20 protein-coding genes are annotated in these 26,415 nt (G+C 70.0%); 13 read left to right on the top strand and 7 right to left on the bottom strand.

The window, feature by feature from the left end; genetic code table 11:
- The first annotated feature begins 19 nt into the window (after positions 1–19).
- Positions 20–424 (top strand): VOC family protein, encoded by a 405-nt coding sequence (locus tag G401_RS0121755; protein ID WP_027344168.1) that lies wholly within the window; start codon positions 20–22, stop codon positions 422–424.
- Between the two features lie 126 nt (positions 425–550).
- Entirely contained in the window at positions 551–985 is a 435-nt protein-coding gene (locus tag G401_RS0121750) for a VOC family protein (protein ID WP_027344167.1), read from the top strand.
- 96 nt (positions 986–1,081) lie between these two features.
- On the opposite strand, the gene G401_RS0121745 is transcribed toward G401_RS0121750, so the two are convergent.
- Together G401_RS0121745 and G401_RS53105 are read right to left on the bottom strand one after the other, a co-directional pair.
- On the bottom strand, positions 1,082–3,355 hold the full coding sequence (locus tag G401_RS0121745) for a S9 family peptidase (protein WP_027344166.1): 2,274 nt from the start codon (positions 3,353–3,355) through the stop codon (positions 1,082–1,084).
- Positions 3,352–4,236, bottom strand: coding sequence for a GNAT family N-acetyltransferase (locus G401_RS53105; protein WP_169734229.1), 885 nt, complete (start codon positions 4,234–4,236; stop codon positions 3,352–3,354). Before G401_RS53105 ends, G401_RS0121745 begins: the two co-directional genes overlap by 4 nt.
- A gap of 205 nt (positions 4,237–4,441) precedes the next feature.
- On the opposite strand from G401_RS53105, the gene G401_RS0121735 reads away from it, so the two are divergent.
- On the top strand, positions 4,442–5,329 hold the full coding sequence (locus tag G401_RS0121735) for a LysR family transcriptional regulator (RefSeq protein ID WP_027344164.1): 888 nt from the start codon (positions 4,442–4,444) through the stop codon (positions 5,327–5,329).
- Positions 5,330–5,375: 46 nt separating this feature from the next.
- On the opposite strand, the gene G401_RS0121730 is transcribed toward G401_RS0121735, so the two are convergent.
- Both G401_RS0121730 and G401_RS0121725 read right to left on the bottom strand, forming a co-directional pair.
- Positions 5,376–6,041: a ThuA domain-containing protein gene (locus G401_RS0121730; protein ID WP_027344163.1), complete on the bottom strand. Its 666-nt coding sequence runs from the start codon at positions 6,039–6,041 to the stop codon at positions 5,376–5,378.
- 45 nt (positions 6,042–6,086) lie between these two features.
- Positions 6,087–7,286, bottom strand: coding sequence for an ROK family transcriptional regulator (locus tag G401_RS0121725; RefSeq protein ID WP_027344162.1), 1,200 nt, complete (start codon positions 7,284–7,286; stop codon positions 6,087–6,089).
- A gap of 189 nt (positions 7,287–7,475) precedes the next feature.
- On the opposite strand from G401_RS0121725, the gene G401_RS0121720 reads away from it, so the two are divergent.
- The 7 genes from G401_RS0121720 (at position 7,476) to G401_RS0121690 (ending at position 18,068) form a co-directional block, all read left to right on the top strand.
- Positions 7,476–9,008 carry a sugar ABC transporter ATP-binding protein gene (locus G401_RS0121720; protein WP_051366960.1) on the top strand — a complete coding sequence of 511 codons (1,533 nt, stop codon included), beginning with the start codon at positions 7,476–7,478 and terminating at the stop codon, positions 9,006–9,008.
- Entirely contained in the window at positions 9,005–10,021 is a 1,017-nt protein-coding gene (locus G401_RS0121715; RefSeq protein ID WP_027344160.1) for an ABC transporter permease, read from the top strand. The genes G401_RS0121720 and G401_RS0121715 overlap by 4 nt, the downstream gene beginning before the upstream one ends.
- A gap of 93 nt (positions 10,022–10,114) precedes the next feature.
- Entirely contained in the window at positions 10,115–11,173 is a 1,059-nt protein-coding gene (locus G401_RS0121710) for a substrate-binding domain-containing protein (RefSeq protein WP_034592531.1), read from the top strand.
- A 15-nt stretch (positions 11,174–11,188) separates the two neighbouring features.
- Entirely contained in the window at positions 11,189–12,403 is a 1,215-nt protein-coding gene (locus G401_RS0121705; protein WP_027344158.1) for a Gfo/Idh/MocA family protein, read from the top strand.
- Positions 12,404–12,584: 181 nt separating this feature from the next.
- Positions 12,585–13,592, top strand: a complete 1,008-nt coding sequence (locus G401_RS0121700; protein ID WP_027344157.1) for a sugar phosphate isomerase/epimerase family protein — start codon at positions 12,585–12,587, stop codon at positions 13,590–13,592.
- Between the two features lie 372 nt (positions 13,593–13,964).
- The gene (locus G401_RS47395; RefSeq protein ID WP_034592529.1) at positions 13,965–16,781 is read left to right on the top strand and encodes a carbohydrate-binding protein; all 2,817 of its coding nucleotides are present in this window, start codon (positions 13,965–13,967) and stop codon (positions 16,779–16,781) included.
- 126 nt (positions 16,782–16,907) lie between these two features.
- Positions 16,908–18,068, top strand: a complete 1,161-nt coding sequence (locus tag G401_RS0121690; protein WP_027344156.1) for a ThuA domain-containing protein — start codon at positions 16,908–16,910, stop codon at positions 18,066–18,068.
- A 223-nt stretch (positions 18,069–18,291) separates the two neighbouring features.
- Here the strand turns inward: G401_RS0121690 and G401_RS0121685 are convergent, their stop codons facing one another.
- Positions 18,292–19,752 carry a COG1470 family protein gene (locus G401_RS0121685; RefSeq protein WP_027344155.1) on the bottom strand — a complete coding sequence of 487 codons (1,461 nt, stop codon included), beginning with the start codon at positions 19,750–19,752 and terminating at the stop codon, positions 18,292–18,294.
- Positions 19,753–19,820: 68 nt separating this feature from the next.
- Here G401_RS0121685 and G401_RS47390 point away from each other — a divergent pair, with 68 nt between their 5' ends.
- Together G401_RS47390 and G401_RS0121675 are read left to right on the top strand one after the other, a co-directional pair.
- Positions 19,821–20,387, top strand: coding sequence for a DUF4255 domain-containing protein (locus tag G401_RS47390; protein ID WP_034592526.1), 567 nt, complete (start codon positions 19,821–19,823; stop codon positions 20,385–20,387).
- A complete protein-coding gene (locus tag G401_RS0121675) occupies positions 20,384–22,372 on the top strand; it encodes an ATP-binding protein (protein WP_027344154.1) in 1,989 nt (662 codons plus the stop codon). Before G401_RS47390 ends, G401_RS0121675 begins: the two co-directional genes overlap by 4 nt.
- 49 nt (positions 22,373–22,421) lie before the next feature.
- On the opposite strand, the gene G401_RS0121670 is transcribed toward G401_RS0121675, so the two are convergent.
- Both G401_RS0121670 and G401_RS47385 read right to left on the bottom strand, forming a co-directional pair.
- A complete protein-coding gene (locus tag G401_RS0121670; protein ID WP_157546075.1) occupies positions 22,422–23,999 on the bottom strand; it encodes a hypothetical protein in 1,578 nt (525 codons plus the stop codon).
- A gap of 10 nt (positions 24,000–24,009) precedes the next feature.
- Positions 24,010–24,612 (bottom strand): eCIS core domain-containing protein, encoded by a 603-nt coding sequence (locus G401_RS47385; RefSeq protein ID WP_211240799.1) that lies wholly within the window; start codon positions 24,610–24,612, stop codon positions 24,010–24,012.
- A gap of 198 nt (positions 24,613–24,810) precedes the next feature.
- Here G401_RS47385 and G401_RS0121660 point away from each other — a divergent pair, with 198 nt between their 5' ends.
- Positions 24,811–26,412, top strand: coding sequence for a phage tail sheath family protein (locus G401_RS0121660; protein WP_027344152.1), 1,602 nt, complete (start codon positions 24,811–24,813; stop codon positions 26,410–26,412).
- The last annotated feature ends 3 nt before the right edge of the window (positions 26,413–26,415 follow it).

Here is a 26,415-nt window from a genome sequence, read left to right as displayed (position 1 = left end):
TGTCTCTAGCGTCGAGCGCATGAGGTTCACATCGCTGCGCATCATCACCCACGACGTCGCCCGGCTGGCCGGCTTCTACGAGTTCCTCACCGGTGCCTCGGCGCGCTGGGCGTCGCCCGACTTCGCCGAGATCGCGACACCGTCGCTCACGCTCGCCATCGGCAGCATCCGAACCGTTGCCGTCTTCGGACCCGGATTGACGATCGCCCCGCACAACAGCGGCAGGGTCCTGATCGAGTTCCTCGTCGACGACGTCGACGCCGAGTACGACCGCCTGCAGACGGCAGCCGGGCGCCCGGAATTCGTCAGCGAACCCAAGGACATGCCGTGGGGCAATCGATCCCTGCTGGTACGCGACCCGGACGGCACCCTCGTCAACCTGTTCACGCCGAGGACCGAGCAGGCCAAAGCCAAGTACGCCTGATCCCGGCTGCCCGTGACCGCCGGCCGTTCCCGCTGGACCTGCCGGGATCCACCGACGAAGCCGCAGCGGCCTTCTGCCGTCTGACCTGGTGGAATCGGCCGGAGAACGCGCCGATAGGGTGAGGTCATGGCGTCGGTAAGGAAGATTCAGGTCACGTTCGACTGCGCGGATCCGGAGCGGGTCGCCCGTTTCTGGTGCGAGGTGCTGGGCTATGTCGTACCGCCGCCGCCGGACGGATTCGCCTCCTGGGCCGACTACGACCGTACGCAGCCGGAGGAGCGGCGTGGATCGTCGTTCGCCTGCATGGATCCGGAGGGCGTCGGACCGCGCCTGTACTTCCAGCGCGTACCCGAGGGCAAGGTCGTCAAGAACCGGGTGCATGTCGACGTGCGGGTCGGCACCGGGCTCGTGGGGGCCGAGCGGCTGGCGACGCTGGAGGCCGAATGTGCGCGGCTGGTCGCGCTGGGCGCGGTGTGCCAGCGTGTCCTGCTCGCCGATGAGGAGAACGAGTCGTGCATCGTGATGGAAGACGTCGAGGGAAACGAATTCTGCCTCGACTGATCCATCCTATGTGGACATGGCGGTGAGCCGAAGCCCCCGGGTTCGCCGGTGTGCTCGGCCCAAGCTGAGCACACCGGCATCGAGGCATACCGTGCCTCAGACGAACAGCTGGCCTGCCACCTCCTCCAAGGAGACGGGCACGGGCTGGTAGGCCGGCGGCTGCTCGCCCAGCAGCTCGCGTACCAGGAAGTCCCAGCACCGCTTGCGGACGTACGCGAGGCAGTCGAGGAACATGTGCTCGGCGCCCGGGACGATGAGCAGCTCGAAATCCTTCCCCGCGACGACGAGCCGGTCGGCCAGCCGCAGCGTGTGGTCGGGGTGGACCCGGTCGTCCAGTTCGCCGTGGATGAGCAGGAGCCTGCCGGTCAGCCGGTCGGCGATCGCGACGTTGGACGATCGCGTCCAGGCCTGGGGGTTGTCCGCACCGTCATACGCCTCGGTGAAGTCGAGGTTGAAATAGTGCGGCTCGTGCGGCCCGGACATCGCCACCCCGACCTTGTACGTCCCGGGGTGGTCCAGCAGCGCGCGTACGGTGGCGTACCCGCCGCCGGAGTGGCCGAGGGCGCCTACCCGGTCGAGGTCCATCCACGGCCGGGTCTCGGCCAGCTGTCGCAGCGCGGCGACGTGGTCGTCGAGGCCGCCCGCGTCGGCGAGCCGCCCGTAGGAGGCGTCGTGGAACGCCTTGTCCCGGCCCGGCGTACCGCGCCCGTCGACGGCGACCACGACGAAACCGAGCGCGGCCAGGGGATCGGCGTCGATGCCCATGCCGCCGGGATCGAAGCCGGGGTCGACCCGGTTCACCTGCGGGCCCGGGTAGATGGTGTCCACCACCGGGTAGCGCCGGGCCGGGTCGAATCCGCGGGGCAGGTGCAGGACACCGTAGATGTCGGTCACCCCGTCGGCCGCCTTGACCTGGAACCGTTGCGGCGGTGTCCAGCCGGTGGCGGTCAGGCGGTCGATGTCGCTGCGCTCCAGTTCCACGAGAACGCTGCCGTTCCAGTCGCGCACGGTGGTGACCGGCGGGGTGTCGACTGTGGACGCGGAGTCGATGAAGTACTCCAGGTTTTCGGCCAGCGTGACGACATGGTCCAGGTCGTCGTCGGTGAGCACGGCGAATCCGCTGCCGTCCAGGCCGATCCGGCATACCGTGCGGCGGTACGGGTCGGCTTCGACCAACCCGGACGCGATGAAGTACACGACGCGGGCCGTCTCGTCGACGTGCAGGATCTGGCGTACCGCCCACGTGCCGGCGGTGACCTGGCCGAGCAGGTCGCCGGAGGCCAGGTCGTACCGGTAGAGGTGGCCCCAGCCGTCCCGCTGGGAGTACCACAGCACCTCGCCGGCCAGTACGCGGACGATCGGCGGTTCGTACATCCACTGGTTCGGCTCGACCCGGGTCGGGCCGGTCTCGCTGAGGACCGTGGTCACCTCGCCGGACTCCGGGTCCAGCCGGTGCAGGCTGAGCGTGCGCCGGTCGCGCGGCTGCCGCAGGAAGTAGACCGCGCGGCCGTCGGCGGCCCACCACGCCGATCTGCCCATGACCGGTGACAGCATCGGGGCGAGCAGCGGCTCGGTACGCGCCCGCACGAGCGTCCCCGCGGCGACGTCCAGTACCACCAGTTCGGCCCGGGGCATCTCCGGATCGCCGGCGTACGCGTACCGCTGGGTGTGTGTCCGCGGCGGGCCGCCGTCGGCCGGGCGCGCCTCGACCAGGTGGGTCACGCGGACATCGCGTTCGTCGATGCGGTGGGTGAGCACCTTGGCCGAGTCGGGTGACCACGCCACCGCGGGCGGCAGGTGCGGCAGGCCGAACTTGCGCAGCAGCGTGCCGTTGCCGGGGCTTTCCGGCCCCGGCCCGTACGCGTGGCCGGGCGCGCCGTCGGTCGTCAGCGCCCATTCCCGGCCGTCGCCGGGGGAGTGGGCCCACAGGTCGTCGCCGCGCTGGGAGACGGCGAGTTTCCCGTCGGGTGAGGGTACGGCCAGCGGATTCGCCGGCGGGGTGAACTCCGCCCGCTCGCAGGCGTAGTCGCCGAGCCGGCAGCGCCAGTACTCGCCGAGTGCGAAGAACTCGACGGTGCCGGCGCCGAGGACGATGGTCCGGAACGGCAGGGCTTCGGCGTCGACGGGCTGCCCGGACGCGGAGGCGAGCGCGGCCGCGAGCCGACGATGGTCGAAGGCCGGTACGCGGCTGCCGGCCGCGGGGTCGACGACGAGGAACCGGGTGGCGTCACCGTCCCGGACGGCGTACCAGAAGCGGCGGCCGCCGTCCATCCACTGTGGCCGGACCTTGTCGCCGACGGTGAGCTCGCCCGGCCGCAGCGGCCGGCGCAGCAACTTCTCGGCGATTCGGTAGTTCTCGGTGGTGCTCATTCCGCAAAGTCCTTTCGCGGGGTCGATGTCGAATGTCCATAGGGGATCTCGTAGCGGTGTACGTGCCGCACGGGCTGGAAGCCGAGGTGGCGCAGGGCGGGCAGGCGGCGGTCATGGCCGGCGGTGACGGTCTCGATCCGTTCGATGGCGGGCTGAACCTCGCGCAGGTACTGCACGAGGGCCGCGCTGGTCCACCGGCCCAGGTCCTGCTCGTCATGTCCGCGCGACACCACCGGCCCGTACTGGTGGGCGTCCGGCTGGGCCTGGTCGCCGACGACCGCCAGCGCGTACGCCGCCACCTCGGCGCCGTCGTCGGGGGACGTGCCGCTCGCGGTGGCGGCGACCAGGATCGCGTTGCCGGGCCCGCTCGGCGTCCGCAGCAGGTCGCCGACCCGGAAGGCGGGCGAGACCTCGCCGGTCCAGCGGGCCAGCCGGTACGCGGGGTGCTCGGCGTCCACCAGCTCGCCCAGCCACGCGAGGTGGACATCGCCGTAGAGGAGCCGTTCCCGCCGACCCGAGCGCAGGAGGCGTAGACCGTGCCGGCGGCAGAACGCGTCGCCGGCCGTTCCGGCGATCACGTCCACCACCAGCCGCCGCTCGCCGGCCTGCGCACGGACGGCGGCCAGCAGCCGCGACCCGACGCCACGCCGCCGCGCCACCGGCCGCACGTACAGGTTGAGCTCCGCCGCCGGCTCTGTTGGCGAAGCCGCCGCCGGCTCTGTTGGCGAAGCCGCCGCCGGCGACGGGCCTGCCTCCGGCGACGGAGCCGGAGGCAGCAGGAGCGCGGTCCCGACCGGGGAACCCCGCGGCTCCACGGCGGCCCAGCGGGTCGCCCCCCGCTCGTCGCCCGTGACCCGGATGTCGATGCGCAGCTCACTCATGCGTTCCACGATCGCCGCGCCGGCGGCACGGAACAACGCGCAGGTTCGCATCGCCGCATAAGGCAGCTGTTATCGGTGCCGCCCCGCCGCGGCGCGGTTTCCCTCCGTGTCGCGGTGGGCAAGGTCACGTTGACGCGACGGTACCCGGATGCCGCCATAAACTTCGGGATTGCCCAGGCAGGCCGGCCGAGGAGGGACATAGGCGGTGGAGCTGCGCGACATCGAGATCTTCCTGACCCTCGCCGAGGAGCTCCATTTCGGGCGCACGGCAGAACGGCTGCACGTCTCCCAGGCCCGCGTCAGCCAGTCCATCAAGCTGCAGGAGCGCCGGATCGGCGGCGCGCTGTTCGAGCGTACGAGCCGCAGCGTCCGGTTGACACCGCTCGGCGTACGCCTGCGCCGCCGACTCGACGTGGGCTACACCGAGATCATGGCCGCCCTCGACGAGGCCACGGCGGCCGCCCGGGGCCAGGTCGGCACCCTGTCGGTCGGCACGTTCGACACCCACCACCAAGAGATCGCGAAGGTCCTCGAGCTGTTCCGCCAGCGGTATCCCCAGTGCGACATCCGCGTACGCGAGCTCCTGCCGGCCGATCCGATCGGCCCGATCCGCTCCGGGCGGGTCGACGTGGGCCTGCTGTGGCTGCCGATCCGGGAGCCGGATCTGACGGTCGGGCCGACGCTCTACAGCGAGCCGCTGGTCCTCTGCGTCGCCCCGGATCATCCGCTGGCCGGTCAGGGCGAGGTGGACGTGGAGGTGCTCGGCGATCACCTCGTCGTGGACCTGGACGGCCCCATCCCGAACTACGTCTGGGCCGCGCACACCCCGTTCACCACCCCGTCAGGCCGTCCCATCCGGCGCGGGCCCGCCATCGCCACGCTGGAAGAGGCCCTGGTGGCGGTCAGTTCCGGTCAGGCCATCTCACCGATCGGCGGGTACGTCGCCGGATCGCGCCGGCGCTCGGACGTCACCTTCCTGCCGATCAGCGGCGGCCCGGTCCTGCAGTACGCGCCGGTCTGGCGTACCGCGGGGGAGACGCAGCTGATCCGCCTCTTCGTCCAGGCCGCGACGGACGCGCTCGCCCCGGCCTAGGCAGGTCATCGCCGGATCTCGGCGTACGCCTCTCGTGCCGCAAGGATCAGCGGGCGGCCCAGACCATTCCGCGGTTGATGATCGTGCGGATGGCCGGGGTGGCGAGGTCGGCCAGTTGGTGGCCGGGCGTGCAGACGAACACCTTGCCCTGCCCCCAGGGGCGGGTCCACACGGCAGGCGAGACGATCGGCTCGGTCCAGGGATCGCCGTCGGTGGGGTGGATGGTCGTGGTGGCCAGTACCTCGCTGTTGGCGTCGGTGAGCATCCAGTACTGCTCGGAGTTCAGCGGGATCGTGCCGACGCCGGCGACGATGGGATGGTCCGCCTTCTCGGGCACGACTTCCACGGTGTGCGGGCGAAGGTCACCGGGGTGCGCGGCGAACTGCCCGCCCACCATCTGGAGATAGTCGGTCGCCATGCGGAACGAGTCCACGATGCCGCCGTGCCAGCCGGCGAATCCGGTGCCGGCGGCGACCGCCTCGCGCAGGCCGCGCATCTCGTCGGGGAGGATCTCGCCCATGGTCCAGCACTGGACGATCAGGTCGATGCCGGCCATGAATTCGGTGTCGGCGTAGGACTCCAGCGAGTCTTCCACGGTGACGTCGAACCCGGCCTCCTTGAGGTACGGGATGAACATGTCCGTGGCCTCGACGGGAATGTGGCCCTCCCAGCCGCCACGGACGACCAAGGCTCGACGAATCCGCAGAGACATCGGATCTCCTCTCACGCGCGTTGCCGACAGGGCTTGGCGACGACCTTAGCGCCCATCGGCCGGCATGGGGATGAGCGCGTCGATCGCGCGTGGTGAGAGCACATGTTCGGCCGCCATCACGCTGGCGCCGAGAATACCGACCTGCGACGTGTTGCGGGAGGTGGCGATCCGCAGATGTTCGGTCGCGCGGGGAAGGGAGCTCTGGTAGACCGACTCCCGGATGCCCGCGATCAGGTGCTCGCTGGCGGTGGCGACCACCCCTCCGATGACAATGAGGGCCGGATTGAGGATGCTGACGCACGACGCGACGACGGTGCCGATCTCTCGGCCGGCCTGGCGGACGGCTTGGCTGGCGGCGACGTCGCCGGAGCGTACGAGGGCGACGACGTCGCCGATGTCGGCTGTGTCCAGGCCGCGCGCCTGCAGCGAAGCGGCGATGGCATTGCCGCTGGCGATGGCCTCCAGGCAGCCGACGTTGCCGCACCGGCAGAGCAGCCCGGCGGCGTTGGGTACCGGGATATGGCCGATGTCGCCGGCGGCTCCCTGCGCTCCGCGGCGTAGTTCGCCGTCGGAGATGATGCCGGAGCCGATGTTGTTCGCCACGTTGACGAAGATCATGTCGGCGGTGTCCGGCCAGGCCCGGCGATGTTCGCCCAGCGCCATCAGGTTGACGTCCTTGTCGACCAGCACGGGCGGCCCGAGCAGGCGCTGCAGGATGCCGGGCACGTCGGCGTCGTCCCAGGCGGCCATGATGGGCGGGCTGATCGGCCGCCCGGTCAGGTAGTCGACCGGCCCGGGCAGGCCCACGCCCACACTCGCCAGCTCGTCCAGCGAGCGGCCGGCGAGGGCGATCAGCTTCTTGGCGCTCTCGGCGATCAGCGACAGCACGATCTGCGGCCCGTCGGTGATCGCCAGCGGCTCCTCGGTTTCGGCGAGGATCGTCGCGGCGAGGTCGGTGACGGCGACGTGGGCGTACGCCACGCCGACCTCGACGGCTAGGACGATCTTGGCGTTGGGCCGGAAGGCGAAGGTCGCCGGGGGGCGGCCGCCGGTCGAGTTGGCCTCGCCCGCCGGTCCGATGAGTCCGGCGGACACGAGCAGGTCCAGCCGGGCGGCGATGGTGGAGCGGGCCTGCCCGGTGATGGCGGCGAGGTCGGCGCGGGTCCGCGGTTGCCCGTCCCGGAGCAGCTGGAACATCTCGCCGGCGCCGGTCGGCCGGGGCGCGAACTTCAACAGCTCCTCCATTGGACCAGTGAACCACAAAGGTTTCCGGAACATACCGGTACCCGAGCCGACTTCTGGGCGGCTAGCGATCATAGTTGCAACCTTATGTGCCGAGCTCGTAACACGATCGTCGCCAATCTGCAAAGTTTTGCTTGACCGTCGACAGAAGTCCAGTCTACCTTCATCCATGTGAAGGACGTTCAAGTCTCGATGCGTGGGACCGCCGCCGAGGTGGTCCTGGAGCTGCAGGGGATCGTCAAGGACTTCCCCGGTGTGCGGGCGCTGGACGGCGTGGACCTCGAGGTGCGGGCCGGTGAGGTGCACTGCCTGCTCGGGCAGAACGGCGCGGGCAAGTCGACGCTGATCAAGGTGCTGTCGGGGGCGCACCGGCCGGACGCCGGCCGCATCATGTGGCTCGGCGAAGAGGTGTCCTTCGCCCGTCCCCAGGCCGCGATGCGGGCCGGGATCGCCACCATCTACCAGGAACTCGACCTCGTCGAGGGCTTGAGCGTGGCCGACAACGTGTTCCTCGGCCGCGAACCGGCCGGCCTGGGGTTCGTCCACCGCGGCCGGATGCGCGAGGCGGCCCGCGGCGTGCTGACCCGCCTGGGACACGGGGAGATACCGGTCGACCGTGAGGTGGCCAAGCTGCCCTCGGCGGCCAAGCAGATCGTGAGCATGGCGCGCGCGTTGTCGATGGACGCCCGGCTGCTGATCATGGACGAGCCCAGTGCGGTCCTGGCCCATGACGAGGTGGCCAACCTGTTCCGGGTGATCCGGGAACTGACCGCGCAGGGCATCGCCGTCATCTACATCTCCCACCGGCTGGAGGAGATCCGCGACATCGGCGACCGGGTGACCGTCCTCAAGGACGGCCGGACGTCGGCGGCGAACCTGGACGCCAAGGGCACCCCGACCCGGGAACTGGTGTCGAAGATGACCGGCCGCACGATCGAGTACGTCTTCCCGCCCCGCCCGGACCACAGCCCGGGGGCCGAGCTGCTGGCGGTGGAAGGGCTGAGCCTGGCCGGCGAGTTCCACGACGTCTCGCTGAAAGTCCACGCGGGAGAGATCGTGGGCATCGCGGGCCTGGTCGGCTCCGGGCGGTCGGAGTTGCTGGAGACGATCTACGGGGCCCGGCGCGCCGGAGCCGGCACGGTACGCGTCGCCGGGCAGGAGCTGCGTCCCGGGGACGTGCGTGCCGCGGTCCGCCAGGGGCTCGGAATGGCCCCGGAGGAACGCAAGAGCCAGGCGCTGGTCCTCGACGATCCGGTCTATCGCAACATCACCCTGGCGACGTTCGGCCGCTTCGCCAGCGCCGGTTTCACCTCCCACGGCCGAGAGCGCACCGCAGCCGTACGCATCGCCGACGAGTTGCAGGTACGCCCACCGGGAGTCGAGCGCCCCGTCCGGACGCTGTCGGGCGGAAACCAGCAGAAGGTGGTGGTGGGGCGGTGGCTGCTGGGCGGCACCCGGCTGCTGCTGCTCGACGAACCCACCCGCGGCGTGGACGTGGGCGCCCGCGCCGAACTGTACGAGGTCATCCGGCGGCTGGTCGCCGACGGGGTCGGCATCCTGCTGGTCTCCAGCGAGGTACCCGAGGTGCTGGGACTGGCCGACCGGGTTCTGGTCATGCGGGAGGGCCGCCTCATCCACGAGGCCGAGGCATCCACTTTAGACGAGCACACCGTGCTGGACATGGTGATGGCGGGATCGTTGCTGGAGACGGAGAACGCGGTATGACGGTTCTGGAGAAGGCCACACCGATCCCGGCCGGCCGCCGGGAGTGGAGTGAGCCGGTCAAGCGAAACCTCGGACTGGTGGGGGTGCTGATCGCGATCCTCGCCGTCGGCGCGATCACCCGGCCCGACCTGTTCCTGGACCTGGACTGGTTGTGGCGCAACGAACTGCTGATCCTCACGCAGGCGTCGGCCATCGGAGTCATCACCGTCGGCATGACCTTCGTGATGATCGGCGGCGGCATCGACCTGTCGGTCGGCGCGCTGGTCGCCCTCACCAGCGTCTGGTGCACCACGGTGGCCACCCAGCAGTTCGGCTCCCTCGGCATGATCTTCACCGCGGTCGTCGTGGGCGTCATCGCGGGCTCGCTCAACGGCGTACTCATCGCCTACGGGCGACTCGTGCCGTTCATCGCCACCCTCGCCATGCTCGTCGCCGCCCGCGGCCTGGCGCAGATGATCTCCGGGAAGCTCACTCAGCGCGTCGACGTCGCCAACCAGTTCATCAACCAGCTCTCCTTCAACAAGATCCTCGGCATCCCGGCCCTCGTCCTGATCATGCTCGCCGTCGGCGTACTCGGCTGGATCCTGCTCAACCGGACCACCTTCGGACGGCGTACCTTCGCCATCGGCGGCAATCCCGAAGCGGCCCGGCTGGCCGGCATCAACATCCGCCGTCACCTCGTCCTGCTCTACGCACTGTCGGGCCTGTGCTGCGGCATCGCCGCCATCATCGTGGTCTCCCTGTCCAGTGCCGGCGCGGCCGACCACGGCGACCTCTACGAGCTCGACGCCATCGCCGCGGCGATCATCGGCGGTACCGCCCTCAGCGGCGGCCGGGGGACCATCGTCGGCTCGCTGCTGGGCGTCGTCATCTTCAAGGGCATCACCAACCTGTTCATCGTCAACAACCTCGAGCAGGAGTACCAGCTCATCGTCAAGGGGGCCATCATCGTGGCCGCCGTCCTGATCCAGCAGTTCCGCGTGAGCTCACTGCGACGGCGTACCTCCGGCTAGCCCGGAGACGCGAAAACCAGGCCCCGCAACGAAGCGCGTTCGTCCACTGCGGACGAACGCGGAGGAGAACACATCTTACATTCGGGAGATCCCATGTCTGTATCAGATGCCCTGTCCCGCCGGCGGCTCCTGGCCATCGGATCCGCGGTCGGCGGCGGCGCGCTGCTGGCCGCCTGCACCAGCAACGAGAAGAAGGGCGACTCGGGCAGCGGCAGCCAGACCGTCAACAACAGCCAGGGTGACAACACCGCGCCCGGCAAGGCCGTCAAGATCGGCTTCTCGGCGCCGGCGGCCGACCACGGCTGGATCGCCGCGATCACCGCCAACGCCACCGCCCAGGCCGGCAAGTACAGCGAGGTCACCTTCGTCCCGGTAGCCGCCGGCAAGGACGTCACCGAGCAGCGCCCGGCCGTCGAATCGCTGATCTCCCAGAAGCCCGACGTCATCGTCATGCTGCCCCATGACGGCGCGCAGATGACCTCCACCGGCCGCAAGGCCATGGACGCCGGCATCCCGGTGGTCAACCTCGACCGGGAGTTCAGCGACCCGCTGGCGTACCGGCTGCTGATCAAGGGCGACAACTACGGCATGGGCGTGGCCGCCGGGCACTACATCGGCCAGAAGCTCAAGGGCAAGACGAACCCGGTCATCGCCGAGATCCCCGGCATCGACGAGCTCCAGCTGACCCAGGACCGGTCCAAGGGCTTCCGCGACGCGCTCGCGCTGTACGGGCTCAAGGTCGGCCCGCGGATCGCGGCCAGGTTCACCGTGGCCTCCGGGCAGGAGGTCACCGCCAACCTGCTGTCGGGCAACCCGCACATCGACGCGGTCTGGAACCACGACGACGACCAGGGTGTCGGCGTCCTGCAGGCCATGCAGCAGGCCGGCCGCAAGGAGTTCTTCATGGTCGGCGGTGCCGGATCGCTGGACGCGATGCAGCACATCAAGGCCGGCGACACACCGCTGGAGGCCACCGTCACCTACAGCCCCACCATGGCGTCCTCGGCCATCAACCTGGCCCGCCTCATCGCCCAGGGCCGCAAGATGAGCGAACTCGCCGAACTGCAGGTACCCAAGCTGATCATCCTGCAGTCGGAGACCATCACGAAGGACAACGTGGACCAGTACATGCCCCTGGGCTTCCGCTCCTGAGAAAGGAAACCGCTCATGTCCGGCACGGACGTACTGCGGGTCGGCATGGTCGGCTACGCGTTCATGGGCGCCGCCCACTCCCAGGCGTGGCGTACGGCGAACCGGGTCTTCGACCTGCCTCTTCAGGTACGCATGGCGGCGATCTGCGGTCGCGACCCGCAGAAGGTGTCGGCGGCGGCCGACCGGCTCGGGTGGGACGAAGCGGTCACCGACTGGCGCGATCTCGTCGAGCGACCCGACATCGACCTGATCGACATCTGTACGCCGGGCGACTCGCACGCCGAGATCGCGGTCGCCGCGCTGGCGGCCGGAAAGCACGTGCTGTGCGAGAAGCCGCTGGCCAACAGCGTCGCCGAAGCCGAGGCCATGGTCGAGGCGGCCGCCCGCGCCGGTGAACGGGGGGTGGTCGCGATGTGCGGCTACAACTACCGGCGCGTCCCGGCGGCTGCGCTGATGCGCCGGCTCGTCAGCGACGGCAAGCTCGGCCAGATCCGGCACATACGCGCGGTGTACCTGCAGGACTGGATCACCGACCCCCAGTTCCCGCTGGTGTGGCGGCTGCAACGCGAACACGCCGGATCCGGTGCACTGGGCGACATCGGCGCGCACATCGTCGACCTCACCCAGTACGTCACCGGGCAGCACATCACCCGGGTCAGCGCGCTGACCGAGACGTTCATCCGGCAGCGGCCGTTGCCCGCGCAATCGAGCGGCCTGGCCGCCACCAGCGACGGCGGTACGCAGGCCGCGACCGGCCCGGTGACCGTCGACGACGCCGCCCTGTTCCTGGCCCGGCTGTCCGGTGGCGCCGTCGCCACCTATGAGGCGACCCGGTTCGCCACCGGGCGCAAGAACGGGCTGCGCATCGAGATCAACGGCTCGGCCGGCTCGCTGGTGTTCGACCTCGAGCGCCTCAACGAGCTCGAGTTCTACGACACGACGCTGCCCTCGGCGGGGCAGGGGTTCACCCGCATCCTCGTCACCGAGCCCGAGCATCCCTACATGTCGGCGTGGTGGCCGCCCGGCCACATCATCGGCTACGAGCACAGCTTCACCCATCAGGTACGCGACCTGGTCGAGGCCATCGCACACAAGGCCCAGCCCAGCCCCTCGTTCGATGAGGCGTACCAGGTGCAGCTGGTGCTCGATGCCGTGCAGCGCAGCGCTGACGACGGCACCTGGGTTCCGGTGTCCACTCCCGCGGGTGTGTTCGCGGAGTCCCGGCCGTAACGCTTCCGGCCGGCCTCGACGGCATCCACGCAACGGGGAGAACGTGAGTCGGTCGACGGTGCGCACCGTCGCCCCGGTTCACATCCGCTGGGCGGGCGGGAGCGGACGCCGACCCCTCCTGCCTGCCCAGCCCACGATCCCACGGCCGATCACGCCCGCACACGACAGCAAAGGAAGTGTCATGGCTCGACCCATCACCCTGTTCACCGGCCAGTGGGCGGACCTGCCGTTCGAGGAGGTCTGCCGGCTGGCCGCGTCCTGGGGCTACGACGGTGTGGAGATCGCCTGCTGGGGCGACCACTTCGAGGTAGACAAGGCGCTGGCGGACCCGGCCTACATCGACGCCAAGAAGGCCACATTGGACAAGTACGGCCTGCGGGTCTGGGCGATCTCCAACCATCTTGTCGGCCAGGCCGTCTGCGACCATCCGATCGACGAGCGCCACCAAGGCATCCTGCCCGCCCGGATCTGGGGGACCGGCGACCCCGAAGCGGTCCGCCAGGCCGCCGCCCAGGAGATGAAGGACACCGCCCGGGCGGCTGCGCGGCTCGGCGTACAGACCGTCATCGGGTTCACCGGCTCCTCGATCTGGCACACCCTGGCCATGTTCCCGCCCGTGCCGGCCTCGATGATCGACGCCGGGTACCAGGACTTCGCCGACCGCTGGAACCCCATCCTCGACGTCTTCGACGAGGTCGGCGTCCGCTTCGCGCACGAGGTCCACCCCAGCGAGATCGCCTACGACTACTGGACCACCCGCCGGGCCCTCGACGCGATCGGCCACCGTCCGGCCTTCGGCCTCAACTGGGACCCGTCGCACTTCGTCTGGCAGGACCTCGACCCCGTCAACTTCATCCTCGAATTCGCCGATCGGATCTACCACGTCGACTGCAAAGACGCCAAGGTGCGTACCGGCGACGGCCGCCGCGGCCGGTTGTCGTCCCACCTTCCCTGGGCCGACCTGCGACGCGGCTGGGACTTCATCTCCACCGGCCACGGCGACGTTCCCTGGGAGGACTCCTTCCGGGCGCTCAACGCGATCGGCTACACCGGGCCGATCTCGGTCGAGTGGGAGGACGCCGGCATGGACCGGCTCCTCGGCGCGCCCGAGGCGCTCGCCTTCGTACGCCGTCTCGCGTTCGACCCGCCGACGGCGTCCTTCGACGCCGCCTTCAGTACCAAGGAGTGACCGCCCGCGCGGCGACGGCCGCCGGGCCTCGCCCGCGGTGGTGACCGGTCGCCGCACCATCCCCGTCTTCCTGCCGCTAGCACCGGCAGGATTCTCGGAATAATCATCTATGTATGGGAATGTGAGGATAGGTAAATGTAGCTACGGACTGGAAGCCCCGGCATCTCGAGCGGGTTCAGCCAACGCAACGGACCAACAGCACGATCCAGGAAGCTCGTCCCGCACGGCCCTCACTGACCGCTATTCGGCGATTCGGCTGGTGAGCAGACTCCCACATCGCGGATGCATGGCATTCCGCATCGCCGAGCGCCGTCCCTCGCACCCGGGTGATGCAGGCTGCCCGTCTCCGCTGCCTGGAAGGACATCACCCACATGAACCTCCAACGCATCATCGCCGGCGTGCTGCTGGGGTTGTCGGGATCGGTGGTCGCCCTCGCGGGCACCGCCGAACCGGCGGCAGCCGCCCCCATCCCCGCCGCGGACTACCAGCAGGTCCAACTCGCTGTCGGAACCGCCGAACTGGGCGAGCCGATGTCGCTGGCCGTGCTGCCCAACCGGTCGGTCGTCCACACCGCCCGCAACGGCACGGTCCGGCTGACCGACGTCAACGGCAACACCCGTGTCATCGGCAACATCCCGGTGTACACCCATGACGAGGAAGGCCTGCAGGGCGTCGCCGTCGACCCCGGGTTCGCCACCAACCGCTTCATCTGGCTGTACTACTCCCCGCCGCTGAACACCCCCGGCGGCGACGCCCCGGCGACCGGCACCACCGCCGACTTCAACGCCTGGAAGGGACACCTCAACCTGTCCCGCTTCACCCTCAACAGCGACGACACGATCAACACCGGCAGCGAGAAGGTCGTGCTGACCGTCGACAACGACCGGGGAATGTGCTGCCACGTCGGCGGCGACCTCGACTTCGACGCGTCGGGCAACCTCTACCTGACCACCGGCGACGACACCAACCCGTTCGAGTCCAACGGTTACAGCCCCTTGGACGAGCGTACCAACCGCAACCCGCAGTACGACGCCCAGCGCTCGGCGGCCAACACCAACGACCTGCGCGGCAAGCTGCTGCGCATCCGGCCCCAGGCCGACGGCACCTACACCATTCCCGCCGGCAACATGTTCGCCCCCGGCACCGCCAACACCCGGGCCGAAATCTACGCCATGGGCTTCCGCAACCCGTTCCGGATGAGCGTCGACAAGCCCACCGGCATCGTCTATCTCGGCGACTACGGGCCGGACGCGGGCACTACCGACCCGAACCGCGGACCCAACGGCCAGGTCGAATTCGACCGGATCACCGGCCCCGGCTTCTACGGCTGGCCCTACTGCACCGGGACCAACACCAGCACCGAGACCTACAACGAGTGGGACTTCAACGCCAACAGCACTGGCCCGAAGTACAACTGCGCCGCCGGTCCGGCGAACAACTCGTTCCGCAACACCGGCCAGACGACCCTGCCGGCGGCCAAGCCGTCCTGGATCCGCTACGGCGGCGACGCCGGAACCCCGCCGGAGTTCGGCGCGGGCGGCTCGGAATCGCCGATGGGCGGCCCGGTCTACCACTACAACGCCGCTCTCAACTCGCCGGTCAAGTTCCCCCAGTCGCTGGACGGGCGTTACTTCGCCGGTGAGTACGGACGGCGTTGGATCAAGGCCATCGCCGTCAACTCCGACGGCACCAACGGTGAGATCTCCGCCTTCCCGTGGACGGGTACGCAGGTCATGGACATGGCGTTCGGGCCCGACGGGGCGCTGTACGTCCTGGACTACGGAACCGGCGCCAATGATGCGGCCCTCTACCGCATCGAGTACATCGGCGGCGGAAACCGCAGCCCTGTCGCGGTCGCCGCGGCCAACAAGACCTCGGGTCAAGCTCCGCTGGCCGTCACGTTCTCCTCCGCGGGCAGCAACGACCCCGAGGGTGGTGCGCTGACCTACCTGTGGACCTTCGGCGACGGCACCACCTCGACGGCCGCCAACCCGACGAAGACCTACACCGCCAACGGGACCTTCACCCCGACGCTGAAGGTCACCGATCCGCAAGGGCTGTCGGGGACCGCGAGCCTGGTCGTCACCGTCGGCAACACCGCACCGACCGTGACCCTGCAAACTCCTGCCGACGGGCAACTGTTCAGCTTCGGCGACACCATCCCGTTCACCGTCACGGCCAGCGACCCGGAAGACGGCACCGTCGACTGCAGCCGGGTCACCGTCACCTACTCCCTCGGCCACGACAGCCACGCCCACCAGATCACCAGCAAGACCGGCTGCAGCGGCAGCATCACCGTCCCCGTCGACGGCGAACACGACGCGGCCGCCAACCTCTACGGCATCTTCGACGCGTCCTACACCGACAACGGCGGTCTGACCTCGAAGAGCAGCCGCACCCTGCAGCCCAAGCACCGTCAGGCCGAGCACTTCTCGGCCATGTCGGGTATCCAGATCGCGGGCCACAGCACGGCCGAAGGCGGATCCACCGTCGGCTTCATCGACAACACCGACTGGATTTCGTTCACGCCGTTCCGGCTCAGCGACGCGACCCAGCTCACCGCCCGCGTGTCGTCGGCCGGTGCCGGAGGCACGATCGAGGTCCGTGCCGGGTCGCCGACCGGGACGCTGCTGGGCACTGCCGCGGTCGCCAGCACCGGCTCCTGGGACACGTTCACCAGCGTCACGGCGAACCTGAGCAACGCCCCCAGCGGCTCGACCGCGCTGTACCTGCGGTTCACCGGCGGAGCGGGATACCTGTTCGACCTGGACTCGTTCACCTTCAACACATCGTCGACGCCCACCGGAGGTGTCGCCCTGCGGTCGCGGGCCAACAACAACTACGTAACCGCAGGATCCGCGGCGCTGATCGCCAACGCCACCACCGTCGGCACCGCCCAGCAGTTCGACCTCGTCGACCTCGGCGGCGGCAACGTCGCTCTGCGGGCGCGCATCAACAGCCAGTACGTGTGCGCCGAGAACGCCGGCGCGGCCGCGCTGATCGCCAACCGGGCCGCCGTCGGATCGTGGGAGACCTTCGCCCGCATCAACAACTCCGACGGCACCGTCAGCTTCCGGGCTCAGGCCAACGGCATGTACGTCACCGCCGAGAACGCCGGAGCCGCGGCGCTGATCGCCAACCGCACCGCGATCGGTCCATGGGAGAAGTTCGACCTGATCGCACAGTAGGACCGTTCCCTGCCGGGCTGACGGCGCAGCGCATCAGCCCGGCCCATCGGCGCGTACCAACCCGATCCGAGGAAGACATCGCGGCAGTCCCGCGTCGCCCGCCTCACCGTCCCAAGGAGTGAGCACATGCGTAGACGTCTGATCGCCCTGGCCGTCAGCTTCCTGGCCGCCGCAGCGACCATCCTGGCCCCGACGGCACCTGCGTCGGCCGCACCACTGACGAAGGTTCTCGTCTTCTCCAAGACCGCCGGATTCCGACACACCTCGATCCCCAACGGCATCGCCGCGATCCAGCAACTGGGCGCCGCCAACGGATTCGCCGTCACCGCCACCGAGGACGCGGGCCAGTTCGCGACCGCGAACCTCGCCCAGTACCAGGCCGTCATCTGGCTCATGACCACCGGTGACGTCCTCAACGACGCCCAGCAGACCGCGTTCCAGAGCTACATCGGCTCCGGCGGCGGCTACGTCGGGATCCACTCCGCGGCCGACACCGAGTACGACTGGCCCTTCTACGGCGAACTCGTCGGCGCGTACTTCGACAGCCACCCCGCCATCCAGCAGGTGACGGTCCGGGTCGAGCCGCCGACCAACGCCTCGACGGCACACCTGCCGACGAACTGGGTACGCACTGACGAGCTGTACAACTACCGCACCAACCCCCGCTCCAAGGTCCGCGTACTGATGAACCTCGACGAGAGCACGTACACCGGCGGCAACATGGGCGGCGACCACCCGATCACCTGGTGCCGCACCTACGGCGGCGGCCGATCGTGGTACACCGGCCTCGGGCACACCGAAGCCTCCTATACCGACCCCAACTTCACCAAGATGCTGCTCGGCGGAATCCAGATTGCCGCAGGGGCAGTGGCCGCCGATTGCAGCCCCGTCACCAACCCGAACCCGGCGACCAGTCTGCGGTCACGTGCCAACAACCGCTACGTGACCGCCGGCAGTTCCGCTCTGATCGCCGATGCGACCAGCGTCGGCACCGCGCAGAAGTTCGACCTCGTCGACCTGGGCAACGGCAATGTGGCCCTCAAGGCCCGCGCCAACAACCAGTACGTGTGCGCGGAGAACGCCGGAGCGGCGTCGCTCATCGCCAACCGGGCCGCGATCGGATCGTGGGAGACCTTCGGTCTCGTCCACAACTCCAACGGCACGGTCAGCTTCCGCGCTCAAGCCAACGGCAGGTACGTGGTCGCCGAGAACGCCGGTGCTGCCGCGCTGATCGCCAACCGTACCGCGATCGGCCCGTGGGAGCAGTTCGACCTCGTCACCAGCTGACCGCGACAGGAGCGCCCGCTGCGGGCGTGACCGAGGTCGACCCGGCATCCGTCAGACGGGCGGATGCCGGGCCGACCCTCACACGGCCGCCCCGCAGGCGCTCGCCAAGTCGATCATCTCCAGGCTGGCCGCGGTAAGGGCGCCCACGGGGCCAGATCGTCGTCTCGGTCGTCGACCAACGGCCCGTCCCGATCAGCCGTGATCGCGCCGGCGCCCCTGCCCGTCAGGTCTGTTCAGGGCTCGGGGAGTCGCTTTCGTCCACTGAGCCGGGCTCGCCGGTCTGGGTCGGCGTGAGGTCGTCGGGTGACGGCGGGACGGCCGACCGGGGGCTGGGGCTGCCGGTCGGCTCGGTCGCCTTGCGGGTGTAGCCGCCGACCAGCGCCGCGATCTCGCAGGTGGCCCGGGTGCCGCCACCGGGGCTGGTGCCCGCAGTGACACATTGGACGGTCATCGCGAGGGTGCGTCCGGTCGGCAGCACCAGCGGCGGATCGAAGACCAACGGCTGCGTCGGGGTGGCCTGGTCCTCGCCCAGCGCGATCACCACCAGCCGGTCCGCGACCGGGATCTGCCCCGTCATCCGGCCCGTGTCCGTCGCCTCACCGGTGCCGATCACCAGGAGGCCGGTCGCCTTGTACGGGTTCTGCACCAGTATCCGGGGGACGGTCAGCGCCCGATCCGCCGCCAGCGGGACGGAGGCCCCTGTGACCTGCTGACCGTCCGGCTCGGTGGTGATGCTCAGCCGGGTGGTCAACGGCAGGCCCAGCGCCGCGTCGCCGCCGCCCTCACCGGCCTGGGGCGACCGGTCGGGGGACGCCGAAGAGCCGTCCAGCGGCACGATGTCCACCCCGACCTTGTCTGCGACCCGGCGCATGTTCTCGTCGGTCTGCGCCAGCGGCGCCGCCACCGCGTTGCTGGCGGCGTTCTGCACCGTTGGGCGCAGGACCACGTGCCAGGCGACCGCCGCCCCGATCACCAGCGCCGCGATGGTGGCCAGCGTACGGGGAAGCCAGGGCGGGAAGATCGCGTTCTGCAGTAGATTGGCGTTCACGTTGACCGGAGCCGGGGCGGTCTGTCCCGGTGCGACGCCGACCTGGACGCCGACGGTGAAAGGCAAGGTCTGCGCGGCGCCGCGCCACAGCGTGTGCCTTGGCCTGACTCGGACGCTGGCCTGCGCCGCGACGCCCGGGCCGATGGATTGGCCGACCGGGTCGATCGTGACGTCCAGCGCGCCGTTGGGATCGGTGGCCACGCAGTGCACCGCCACCTGAGCGTTGCCCCGGTTGGCCACGGTCAGCTGGTGCTTGGCCCGCCGCCAGCCCTTGGAGGTGTTCGGCACCAGGTCGACCTGCAATTCGGCGTAGGGCGTGACGGTCAGCACGCCCTCCTCGACGGTCAGCCCGGCGACGTCCTCCTGAGGCTCGACCCGTACCCCGAAAGGCAGTTGCCCGAAAGGCGTGGCCGGGTCGCGCGGCGGCGAGAACCGCAACGAGACGGTGCCCTCGTGGCCGGGGAGCAGCGAGATCATCGGAGGGTCCACCTGGCACCACTCGCCCGGATCGCCGAGGACCGAGATCCGGAACTGATCCACGACGGTGCCGGTGTTTCGCACGGTCAGCGTGGTGGCGACCGACTCGCCGCACGCCGCCGACAGTGCATTGTTCTCCAAGCTCGCGGATGCGCCCATGTCAGTCACTTTAGGAGATAGCGCCCCGAATTGCCGTGGATCACCGCTTCAGGTGGAATCCTGAAGCGGTGATCTTTGAAGTGGACGAGGCGTTGACCGCCCTGCTGCGGCGGGAAGCGATGATGGACGACGCTATCGAGATCGTGCTCGACGCCCCGACCAGGGAATGGTCCTCGCGCCGCAACGCGCCCACTCTCAACGTCTACCTCTACGACATTCGCGAGGATCTGCGCCGCCGGGCCCAGGGCCGCGTCGGCGAGTACGACAAGTCCGGCCGGGTGGTGTCCCAGCATGTCCTGCCGCGCTACTTCGTGCTGTCCTACCTGCTCTCCGCTTGGACGACCCGGCCGGAGGACGAGCACCGGCTGCTGTCGGCGGCCCTGTCCTGTCTGCTCTCGCATGACGCCATCCCGGTCGACCTGCTCACCGGCAGCCTGGCCGAGGCGGCTCTGTCGGTGCCGATCACCGTCGCGCTCCCACCGCCCGAGGACCGCTCCTTCGCCGACGTATGGTCCGCGCTCGGCGGTGAACTGCACCCTTCGCTGGACGTGCGGATCGTCGCCCCGGTCCAGCCGGGGATCCGCTTCCCCGCAGGCCCACCGGTGCAAGAGGTCGTCGTTCGGATCAACCCGTGACCACCTTGCAGAACCGGCTCGCCGCCGTGGAGGCGGCCGTCACGCTGGCGGTGGCGGCCCGGCGCGCCGGTGATCCGCAGCCGGACGACGCCTTTCGCGGGCTGTACCTGTCCGACGAGCACGTCGACGTCGCGCTGCGGGGACCGGTCGACCCGATTGGCGCGGTCCGGCCGGCCGGTCCGGTCGGGCCGACCGACGACAGCCCGCCCGGCCGGCTCGCGGCCGCGTTCGGGCTCACCGAGACCGACCTCACCCTGCTGCTGATCGCGCTTGCCCCGGACCTTGATCCCCGATTCGAGCGGCTGTACGGGTACCTCAACGACGACGTCACCCGCCGACGGGCCACCGTGCGGCTGGCGCTGGAGCTCGCCGGGCTGTCCACCATGTCCGCCGCGGCCCGGCGGCAGGCCGGTCCGGCCGGACCGCTGTGCGTCGCCGGGCTGCTGGTCGTCGAGGACGCCGACCGCCCATTTCTCAGCCGCGGCCTGCGGGTGCCGGACAGGGTGTGCCAGCACCTCCTCGGCGACGACAGCCCGGATCCGCTGCTGCTGCCCGTGCTGTCCCGGCCACGACCGGCGCTCGACACGCCGTTCATCGCCGCCGGTGGTGGTCTGGTCTACCTCCGGGACAGGGCGCCCGGCTGCGCGCTGGCGGCTGCGGTCGCCGCCCGGCCGGGCGCGATCGTCCTGGACCTGGCACGCCTGCCGGCCGGGGCCGTCGACGACCTCGACGAGCTGGCCCGGGTGGCCGGCCGGGAGGCTCGGCTGCGCGGCGTCGCGCTGATCGCCGGGCCGGCGGAGGCGCTCACCGAGCGGGACCCGGCCGGCGCCGGGGTCCGCCCGTTCGCCGACCTCGAAGGCGAGGTACTGCTCACCGGGACCGCCGGCTGGGAGCCGCAGTGGTCGGCCCGCATCCCGCAGCTCGTCGACGTGCCGGCACCGACCGGCCCGGACCGCGTCGCGCTATGGCAGCGCGAGCTGGGCGATCGGCACACCCTCGGCGCGGAGTTGCCGATCCTCACCGCGCCGTACCGGTTCTCGCCCGAACAGATCGCCCAGTCCGCCGCCGCCGCGCGCCAGGCCGCCGCGCTGGACGGCGGGACGGTGACCGTCGCGCTGCTCCGCGCCGCCGCCCGCGCCCGCAACGCCGCCGGCCTGGAACGGCTGGCGCGCCGGATCACGCCGGCGGTCGGCTGGGCCGACCTGGTGCTACCCGATCCGGCGCTCAGCCTGCTGCACGAGCTGACCGCCCGGGTCCGTCACCGGGACACCGTGCTGGGCGCCTGGAGGATGCGGCCCGGCGGCGGCCGGGGGACCGGTGTGACTGCTCTCTTCGCAGGCGACTCCGGGACCGGCAAGACGATGTCCGCCGAGGTCGTCGCCGCGGAGCTCGGGCTCGACCTCTACGTCGTCGACCTGTCGACCGTGGTTGACAAGTACGTCGGCGAGACCGAGAAGAACCTCAGCCGGATCTTCGATCAGGCGGAGAACTGCAACGCCGTGCTGCTCTTCGACGAGGCCGACGCGCTGTTCGGCAAGCGCAGCGACGTATCCGACGCGCACGACCGGTACGCCAATGTGGAGACCGCGTTTCTGCTGCAGCGGATGGAATCCTTCGACGGGGTCGCCATCCTCACCACCAACCTGCGCGCCAACCTCGACGAGGCGTTCCTGCGCCGGCTCGACGTGGTGGTCGACTTCCCGAAGCCCGACGAGGCCGCCCGGCTACGGCTGTGGCGTGCCTGCCTGCCCGCCGACCTGCCCCGCGCCGCCGACCTGGACCTGGACTACTTCGCCGGCTCGTTCGAGCTGTCGGGCGGCAACATCCGCTCGATCGCGGTCACCGCGGCGTACCTGGCGGCGGAGAAGGGCCGGCCGGTGACGATGTCAGACCTGGTCGTCGCGGTGCATCGGGAGTACCGCAAACTCGGCCGGCTGGCGCTGCCGGCGGAGTTCGGCAGCTGGTTCGGTGCCTGGTCGGCGTGACCACGTGCCGGGTCGACGACCGAGCCTGTCGGCGCCGACCTCGCACCGCCTACTCGTCGGCCTCGATCACGTGGAACACCGGCGTCGACGTCTTGGTGGGCAGCGCGACCGCGCCGGCGAAGCCGGTGCTCCAGCCGTCGGGGAGGTTCGCCTCGATTCCCATCCGTCTGCCCTGCGCCTTGAGGGTCCGTTCGAGCAGCCTGTTGCTGAACCCGAGGAAGGTGGCGGCGCTGAGATGGGTGAGGATGCGCGGGTCGTCCGCTCTGCGGTCGACGTGCCTGGCCTGGGTCCGGACGACGTGGAACAGGCTTGGCGGGGTGGTGCTCTTCCAGTCCTTCCAGGTCAGTCCGCCCCAGTGCACGCAGTGCGCGACGAAGACGATCAACTCCACCGGCCACTTCTCCACCACCTCCGGTGGGACCGCGGCCGCGCCGCTGGCGCCCTGCATCGCCTTCCATTCGGCGTCCATCCACTGCTTGCGCATATTGGCGTCACCGGCGGTGTCGAGGAAGGTCTGGATGAGTCCGACGTCCTTGGACAGCAGCTCCAGCGCCTGGTTGCCGGATCGCACGACCTGCGCCTCGGTGTCGACGACGAACCAGGTGCCCCTCTCGAAGATCAGGCCCGCGTTGCGCAGCGGCACAAGGACCTCCGAGCCGGCTTTGGTGAGATTGTCCATCACCTGGCGGAGCATGCCGACGGCGGCGAAACCGGGCCCGAAGCTGAACTTGGCGGTGTCCCAGGTGTTGATGGACGCCTGGGTGCCCTCGCCGACGCCGAGCTCCTTCCACAGTGCCTTGTTGACCTCTTCCTGCTTCGGGTCCGGCACGTTGAGCTCGCTGGGTGAGTCGCCCTTGTGCGACGGGCCGACGTACTTGTAGCCACCCGGCACCCGGTCGGCGGGCCGAGGTTTGACCGTGTTGAGCAGGTACTGCCCGGTCATCATCCGGTTGCGGCGGATGGCGTCGAAGAGCGCGGCCCGGTAGGCCGGGCTGGTCAGCACCGGGTCGTCGGACGGATCGCTGGCCAGGTCGGAGTTGGGCAACTGCGGGCTGTGTCTGACGTACGGGCCGATGATGTTCGGCCAGTTCGGCACGTCGCTCATGGCGCGCAGCTCGACGGCCTGGTCGTTGAAGAGCCCGGCGGTCGCGGGCGGCCGGCCCTCGACCACGTCGCGGGCGGCCATCAGCCGGTTGTTGCCTTTGAACCGGGCCGAGGCGACGATGGCGGCGTACGCGCCGGCGTCGAGCTTGAGCATGCGCAGAGTGTCGACGATTCCGCGTATCCAGAGCATGCCCAGCGAATCGGCGATCCTGTCGAGTTCCTGGTTGAGCAGCAGGTTGCGGAGCGCGTTCGCCATGGACACCGGATCGCCGGTCCACGGGACGAGCGGGACGGGCTGCCGTGACATCGGCTCGGAGGTGTTCGGCGCCTGCTGCACCTGCCACACCGCCGCCCGATTGCCGGCGAGACGCTGGGTGGCGAGCAATCCGCCCTGGTCGAGTGGGGCGCTGGTGAACGGCCCAGCCCGCGACCCCGCGCCGGCATTCCGCCGGGACGTCAGCGTCGTGGGGCGTTGGCTGCCGCGCGCCACGTCATCTCGTGCCGTCTTGACCTGGCGGGTCACAACTCGAATTTTAGTCGGCCGGCGCCTCGTACGGCGGTTCTTCCGCTGTGTCCGTACGCTGCACGGCCATCGACTGTACAGGCGCTTCCTCCTCGTCGGGCGCCACCTGGCGTTGGGCGACGCCGGTCGGAGCCGGTGCGGGCGGCCCGGCGAGCACCGAGGTCGCGTTCGCCTCGGCGGCTTGTTCGAACCGGTCGGACGGGTCGGAGACCTGGATGCCGTCGCCGGTCGCCGTGCCGTCGACGGCGCCCGCGCGCTGCTGGAGCACGTGGGTCAGCTCGTGCGCCAGTGTGTGCCGGCCGTCCTGGCCGGTGTGGTCGGCGGAGCCGGCGCCCAGGACGATCTCGTCGCCCACTGTGTACGCGCGGGCCTGCAGGCTGGCGGCGCTGCTGGCGGCCTGCTCGCCGGTGTGCACCCGAACGCCGGAGAAGTCCGCGCCGAAGCGGGACTCCATGTCGGCGCGGACCGGTTGCGGCAGCGGCGATCCGCCGCCCCGGCCGACCACGTCGAGCACCGGGGAGCGTTGCTGCTCCAGGGGCTGGCCGTCTGCCGTCTGCTCGTCGAATGCCGCCGCCACCGCGGCATTGCCGGCAGCGCGTTGCAGGTCCAGCATCCGCCGCTGCACCTGCGAGAGGTCCGATCTGGTGGGCGTTTGGCTTTTCGTGGCCGGGTGGCGCCTGAGGTCTTCATCGCGGATATGCATGACAGGCTCCTCATGCCGAGTTTCCCAGAATTGTACCTTTTATCCAGTACGCTGCGAAAAGGTCCAAGGCTTCCGGAGATCACCGCAAGCTGCCCAGGGAGGAAGAGGATGGCGCCCTACCTGTCACCCGGCGTGTACGTCGAGGAGGTGGAGGCGGGTTCGCGGCCCATCGAGGGAGTCGGCACCGCTGTGGCGGCGTTCGTCGGACTGGCCGCTCGCGGCCCCGCCCACACGCCCACCCTGGTCACCAACTGGACGCAGTTCACCACTGCCTTCGGCGAGTTCGTCGAAGGGTCCTATCTGGCTCATGCCGTCTACGGGTACTTCGCCAACGGCGGCGGCAGCTGTTACGTGGTACGGGTAGGGGCCGGCGAAGACGGCGACGCCGCCGCCGGTTCGGCGGTCACCGCCCCGGCCGAGTCGGCGGTGGCCACCGGCCTGCTCGGGTCGTATCCGGTCCGCGCGCTCAAAGCCGGCCCGGCCGGTGACGGCATCGAGATCGAGGTCGAGCCGTCGCCCGCCGACGACAGCGCCGACGACAGCGGGACGGACAAGCCGTCCAAAGACGAGTTCAAGGTCGTCGTACGCCGTGGGCAGCAGCGCGAGCAGTTCACCGTGTCCACCAAGCCGGGCCGGACGAACATCGTCACGGTGATCAACCAGCAGTCCAAGCTGATCGCCGTGGACGAGCCGACCACGGCGACGGTCGGCAGGCCGGAAGCGGGCACGGTCACCCTCAGCGGCGGCGCGCCCGCGACCCCGGCGCCGGTCGAGCGGCCGGCGACCACGGCCGCGATGACGTTGCGCCCCGCCGATTACGTCGGCGACTCCGCCGACCGCACCGGGTTCGCCGGACTGGAGGCCGTCGAGGAGGTCACCATCCTCGCCGTCCCGGACCTGCTGGCCTCGTACCAGCAGGGGATCATCGACCTGGAGGGCGTGCTCGCCGTACAGCAGGCCATGATCGCCCATTGCGAGCTGATGGGTGACCGGGTCGCGATCATCGACCCGCCGCCCGGCCTCAACGCTCAGCAGATTAAGAATTGGCGCGTCGACCAGGCCAACTACGACTCCAAGCAGGCGGCGCTGTACTGGCCGTGGATCAAGGTGATGGACCCCGCGCGCGGCAAGCCGATCATGGTGCCGCCCAGCGGGCATGTGGCCGGCGTCTGGGGTCGCAGCGACGACAGCCGCGGCGTGCACAAGGCTCCGGCGAACGAGGTCGTCCGCGGCGCGCTGGCGCCGGAACTGCAGCTCACCTCAGCCGAGCAGGACCTGCTCAACCCGGTCGGGATCAACTGCATCCGGGCCTTTCCCGGCAGGGGCATCCGGATCTGGGGGGCCAGGACGCTGTCCGGCGACCCGGCCTGGCGCTACCTGAACGTGCGCCGGCTGTTCAACTACCTGGAGGAGAGCATCCTCGCCGGGACGCAGTGGGCGGTCTTCGAACCCAACGACGTCGCGCTGTGGGCGAAGCTCCGCCGCACCATCAGCGCGTTTCTGATCAACGAATGGCGGCGCGGCTCGCTGTTCGGGTTGACGCCGGACGAGGCCTTCTACGTCAAGTGCGACGAGGAGACCAACATCGCCGAGTCCATCGACGCCGGTCAGGTCATCTGCGAGATCGGCGTCGCGCCGGTGAAGCCCGCCGAGTTCGTCGTCTTCCGGCTGGCTCAGTTCTCCGGCGGCGCCAGCCTGGTCAGCGAGTAGTGA

Origin of the sequence: Hamadaea tsunoensis DSM 44101, from assembly GCF_000428945.1 — a bacterium.
Classification (GTDB): domain Bacteria; phylum Actinomycetota; class Actinomycetes; order Mycobacteriales; family Micromonosporaceae; genus Hamadaea; species Hamadaea tsunoensis.
This window is presented reverse-complemented; position numbering and strand designations above follow the sequence as displayed.

What these genes read in the sequence shown, in the direction of transcription:
- G401_RS0121755 (WP_027344168.1), top strand. Translation starts at nt 20, where the DNA reads ATGAGGTTCACATCGCTGCGCATCATCACCCACGACGTCGCCCGGCTG.
- G401_RS0121750 (WP_027344167.1), top strand. Translation starts at nt 551, where the DNA reads ATGGCGTCGGTAAGGAAGATTCAGGTCACGTTCGACTGCGCGGATCCG.
- G401_RS0121745 (WP_027344166.1), bottom strand. Translation starts at nt 3,355, where the DNA reads ATGAGCACCACCGAGAACTACCGAATCGCCGAGAAGTTGCTGCGCCGG.
- G401_RS53105 (WP_169734229.1), bottom strand. Translation starts at nt 4,236, where the DNA reads ATGAGTGAGCTGCGCATCGACATCCGGGTCACGGGCGACGAGCGGGGG.
- G401_RS0121730 (WP_027344163.1), bottom strand. Translation starts at nt 6,041, where the DNA reads ATGTCTCTGCGGATTCGTCGAGCCTTGGTCGTCCGTGGCGGCTGGGAG.
- G401_RS0121725 (WP_027344162.1), bottom strand. Translation starts at nt 7,286, where the DNA reads ATGGAGGAGCTGTTGAAGTTCGCGCCCCGGCCGACCGGCGCCGGCGAG.
- G401_RS0121720 (WP_051366960.1), top strand. Translation starts at nt 7,476, where the DNA reads ATGCGTGGGACCGCCGCCGAGGTGGTCCTGGAGCTGCAGGGGATCGTC.
- G401_RS0121715 (WP_027344160.1), top strand. Translation starts at nt 9,005, where the DNA reads ATGACGGTTCTGGAGAAGGCCACACCGATCCCGGCCGGCCGCCGGGAG.
- G401_RS0121710 (WP_034592531.1), top strand. Translation starts at nt 10,115, where the DNA reads ATGTCTGTATCAGATGCCCTGTCCCGCCGGCGGCTCCTGGCCATCGGA.
- G401_RS0121705 (WP_027344158.1), top strand. Translation starts at nt 11,189, where the DNA reads ATGTCCGGCACGGACGTACTGCGGGTCGGCATGGTCGGCTACGCGTTC.
- G401_RS0121700 (WP_027344157.1), top strand. Translation starts at nt 12,585, where the DNA reads ATGGCTCGACCCATCACCCTGTTCACCGGCCAGTGGGCGGACCTGCCG.
- G401_RS47395 (WP_034592529.1), top strand. Translation starts at nt 13,965, where the DNA reads ATGAACCTCCAACGCATCATCGCCGGCGTGCTGCTGGGGTTGTCGGGA.
- G401_RS0121690 (WP_027344156.1), top strand. Translation starts at nt 16,908, where the DNA reads ATGCGTAGACGTCTGATCGCCCTGGCCGTCAGCTTCCTGGCCGCCGCA.
- G401_RS0121685 (WP_027344155.1), bottom strand. Translation starts at nt 19,752, where the DNA reads ATGGGCGCATCCGCGAGCTTGGAGAACAATGCACTGTCGGCGGCGTGC.
- G401_RS47385 (WP_211240799.1), bottom strand. Translation starts at nt 24,612, where the DNA reads ATGCTGGACCTGCAACGCGCTGCCGGCAATGCCGCGGTGGCGGCGGCA.
- G401_RS0121660 (WP_027344152.1), top strand. Translation starts at nt 24,811, where the DNA reads ATGGCGCCCTACCTGTCACCCGGCGTGTACGTCGAGGAGGTGGAGGCG.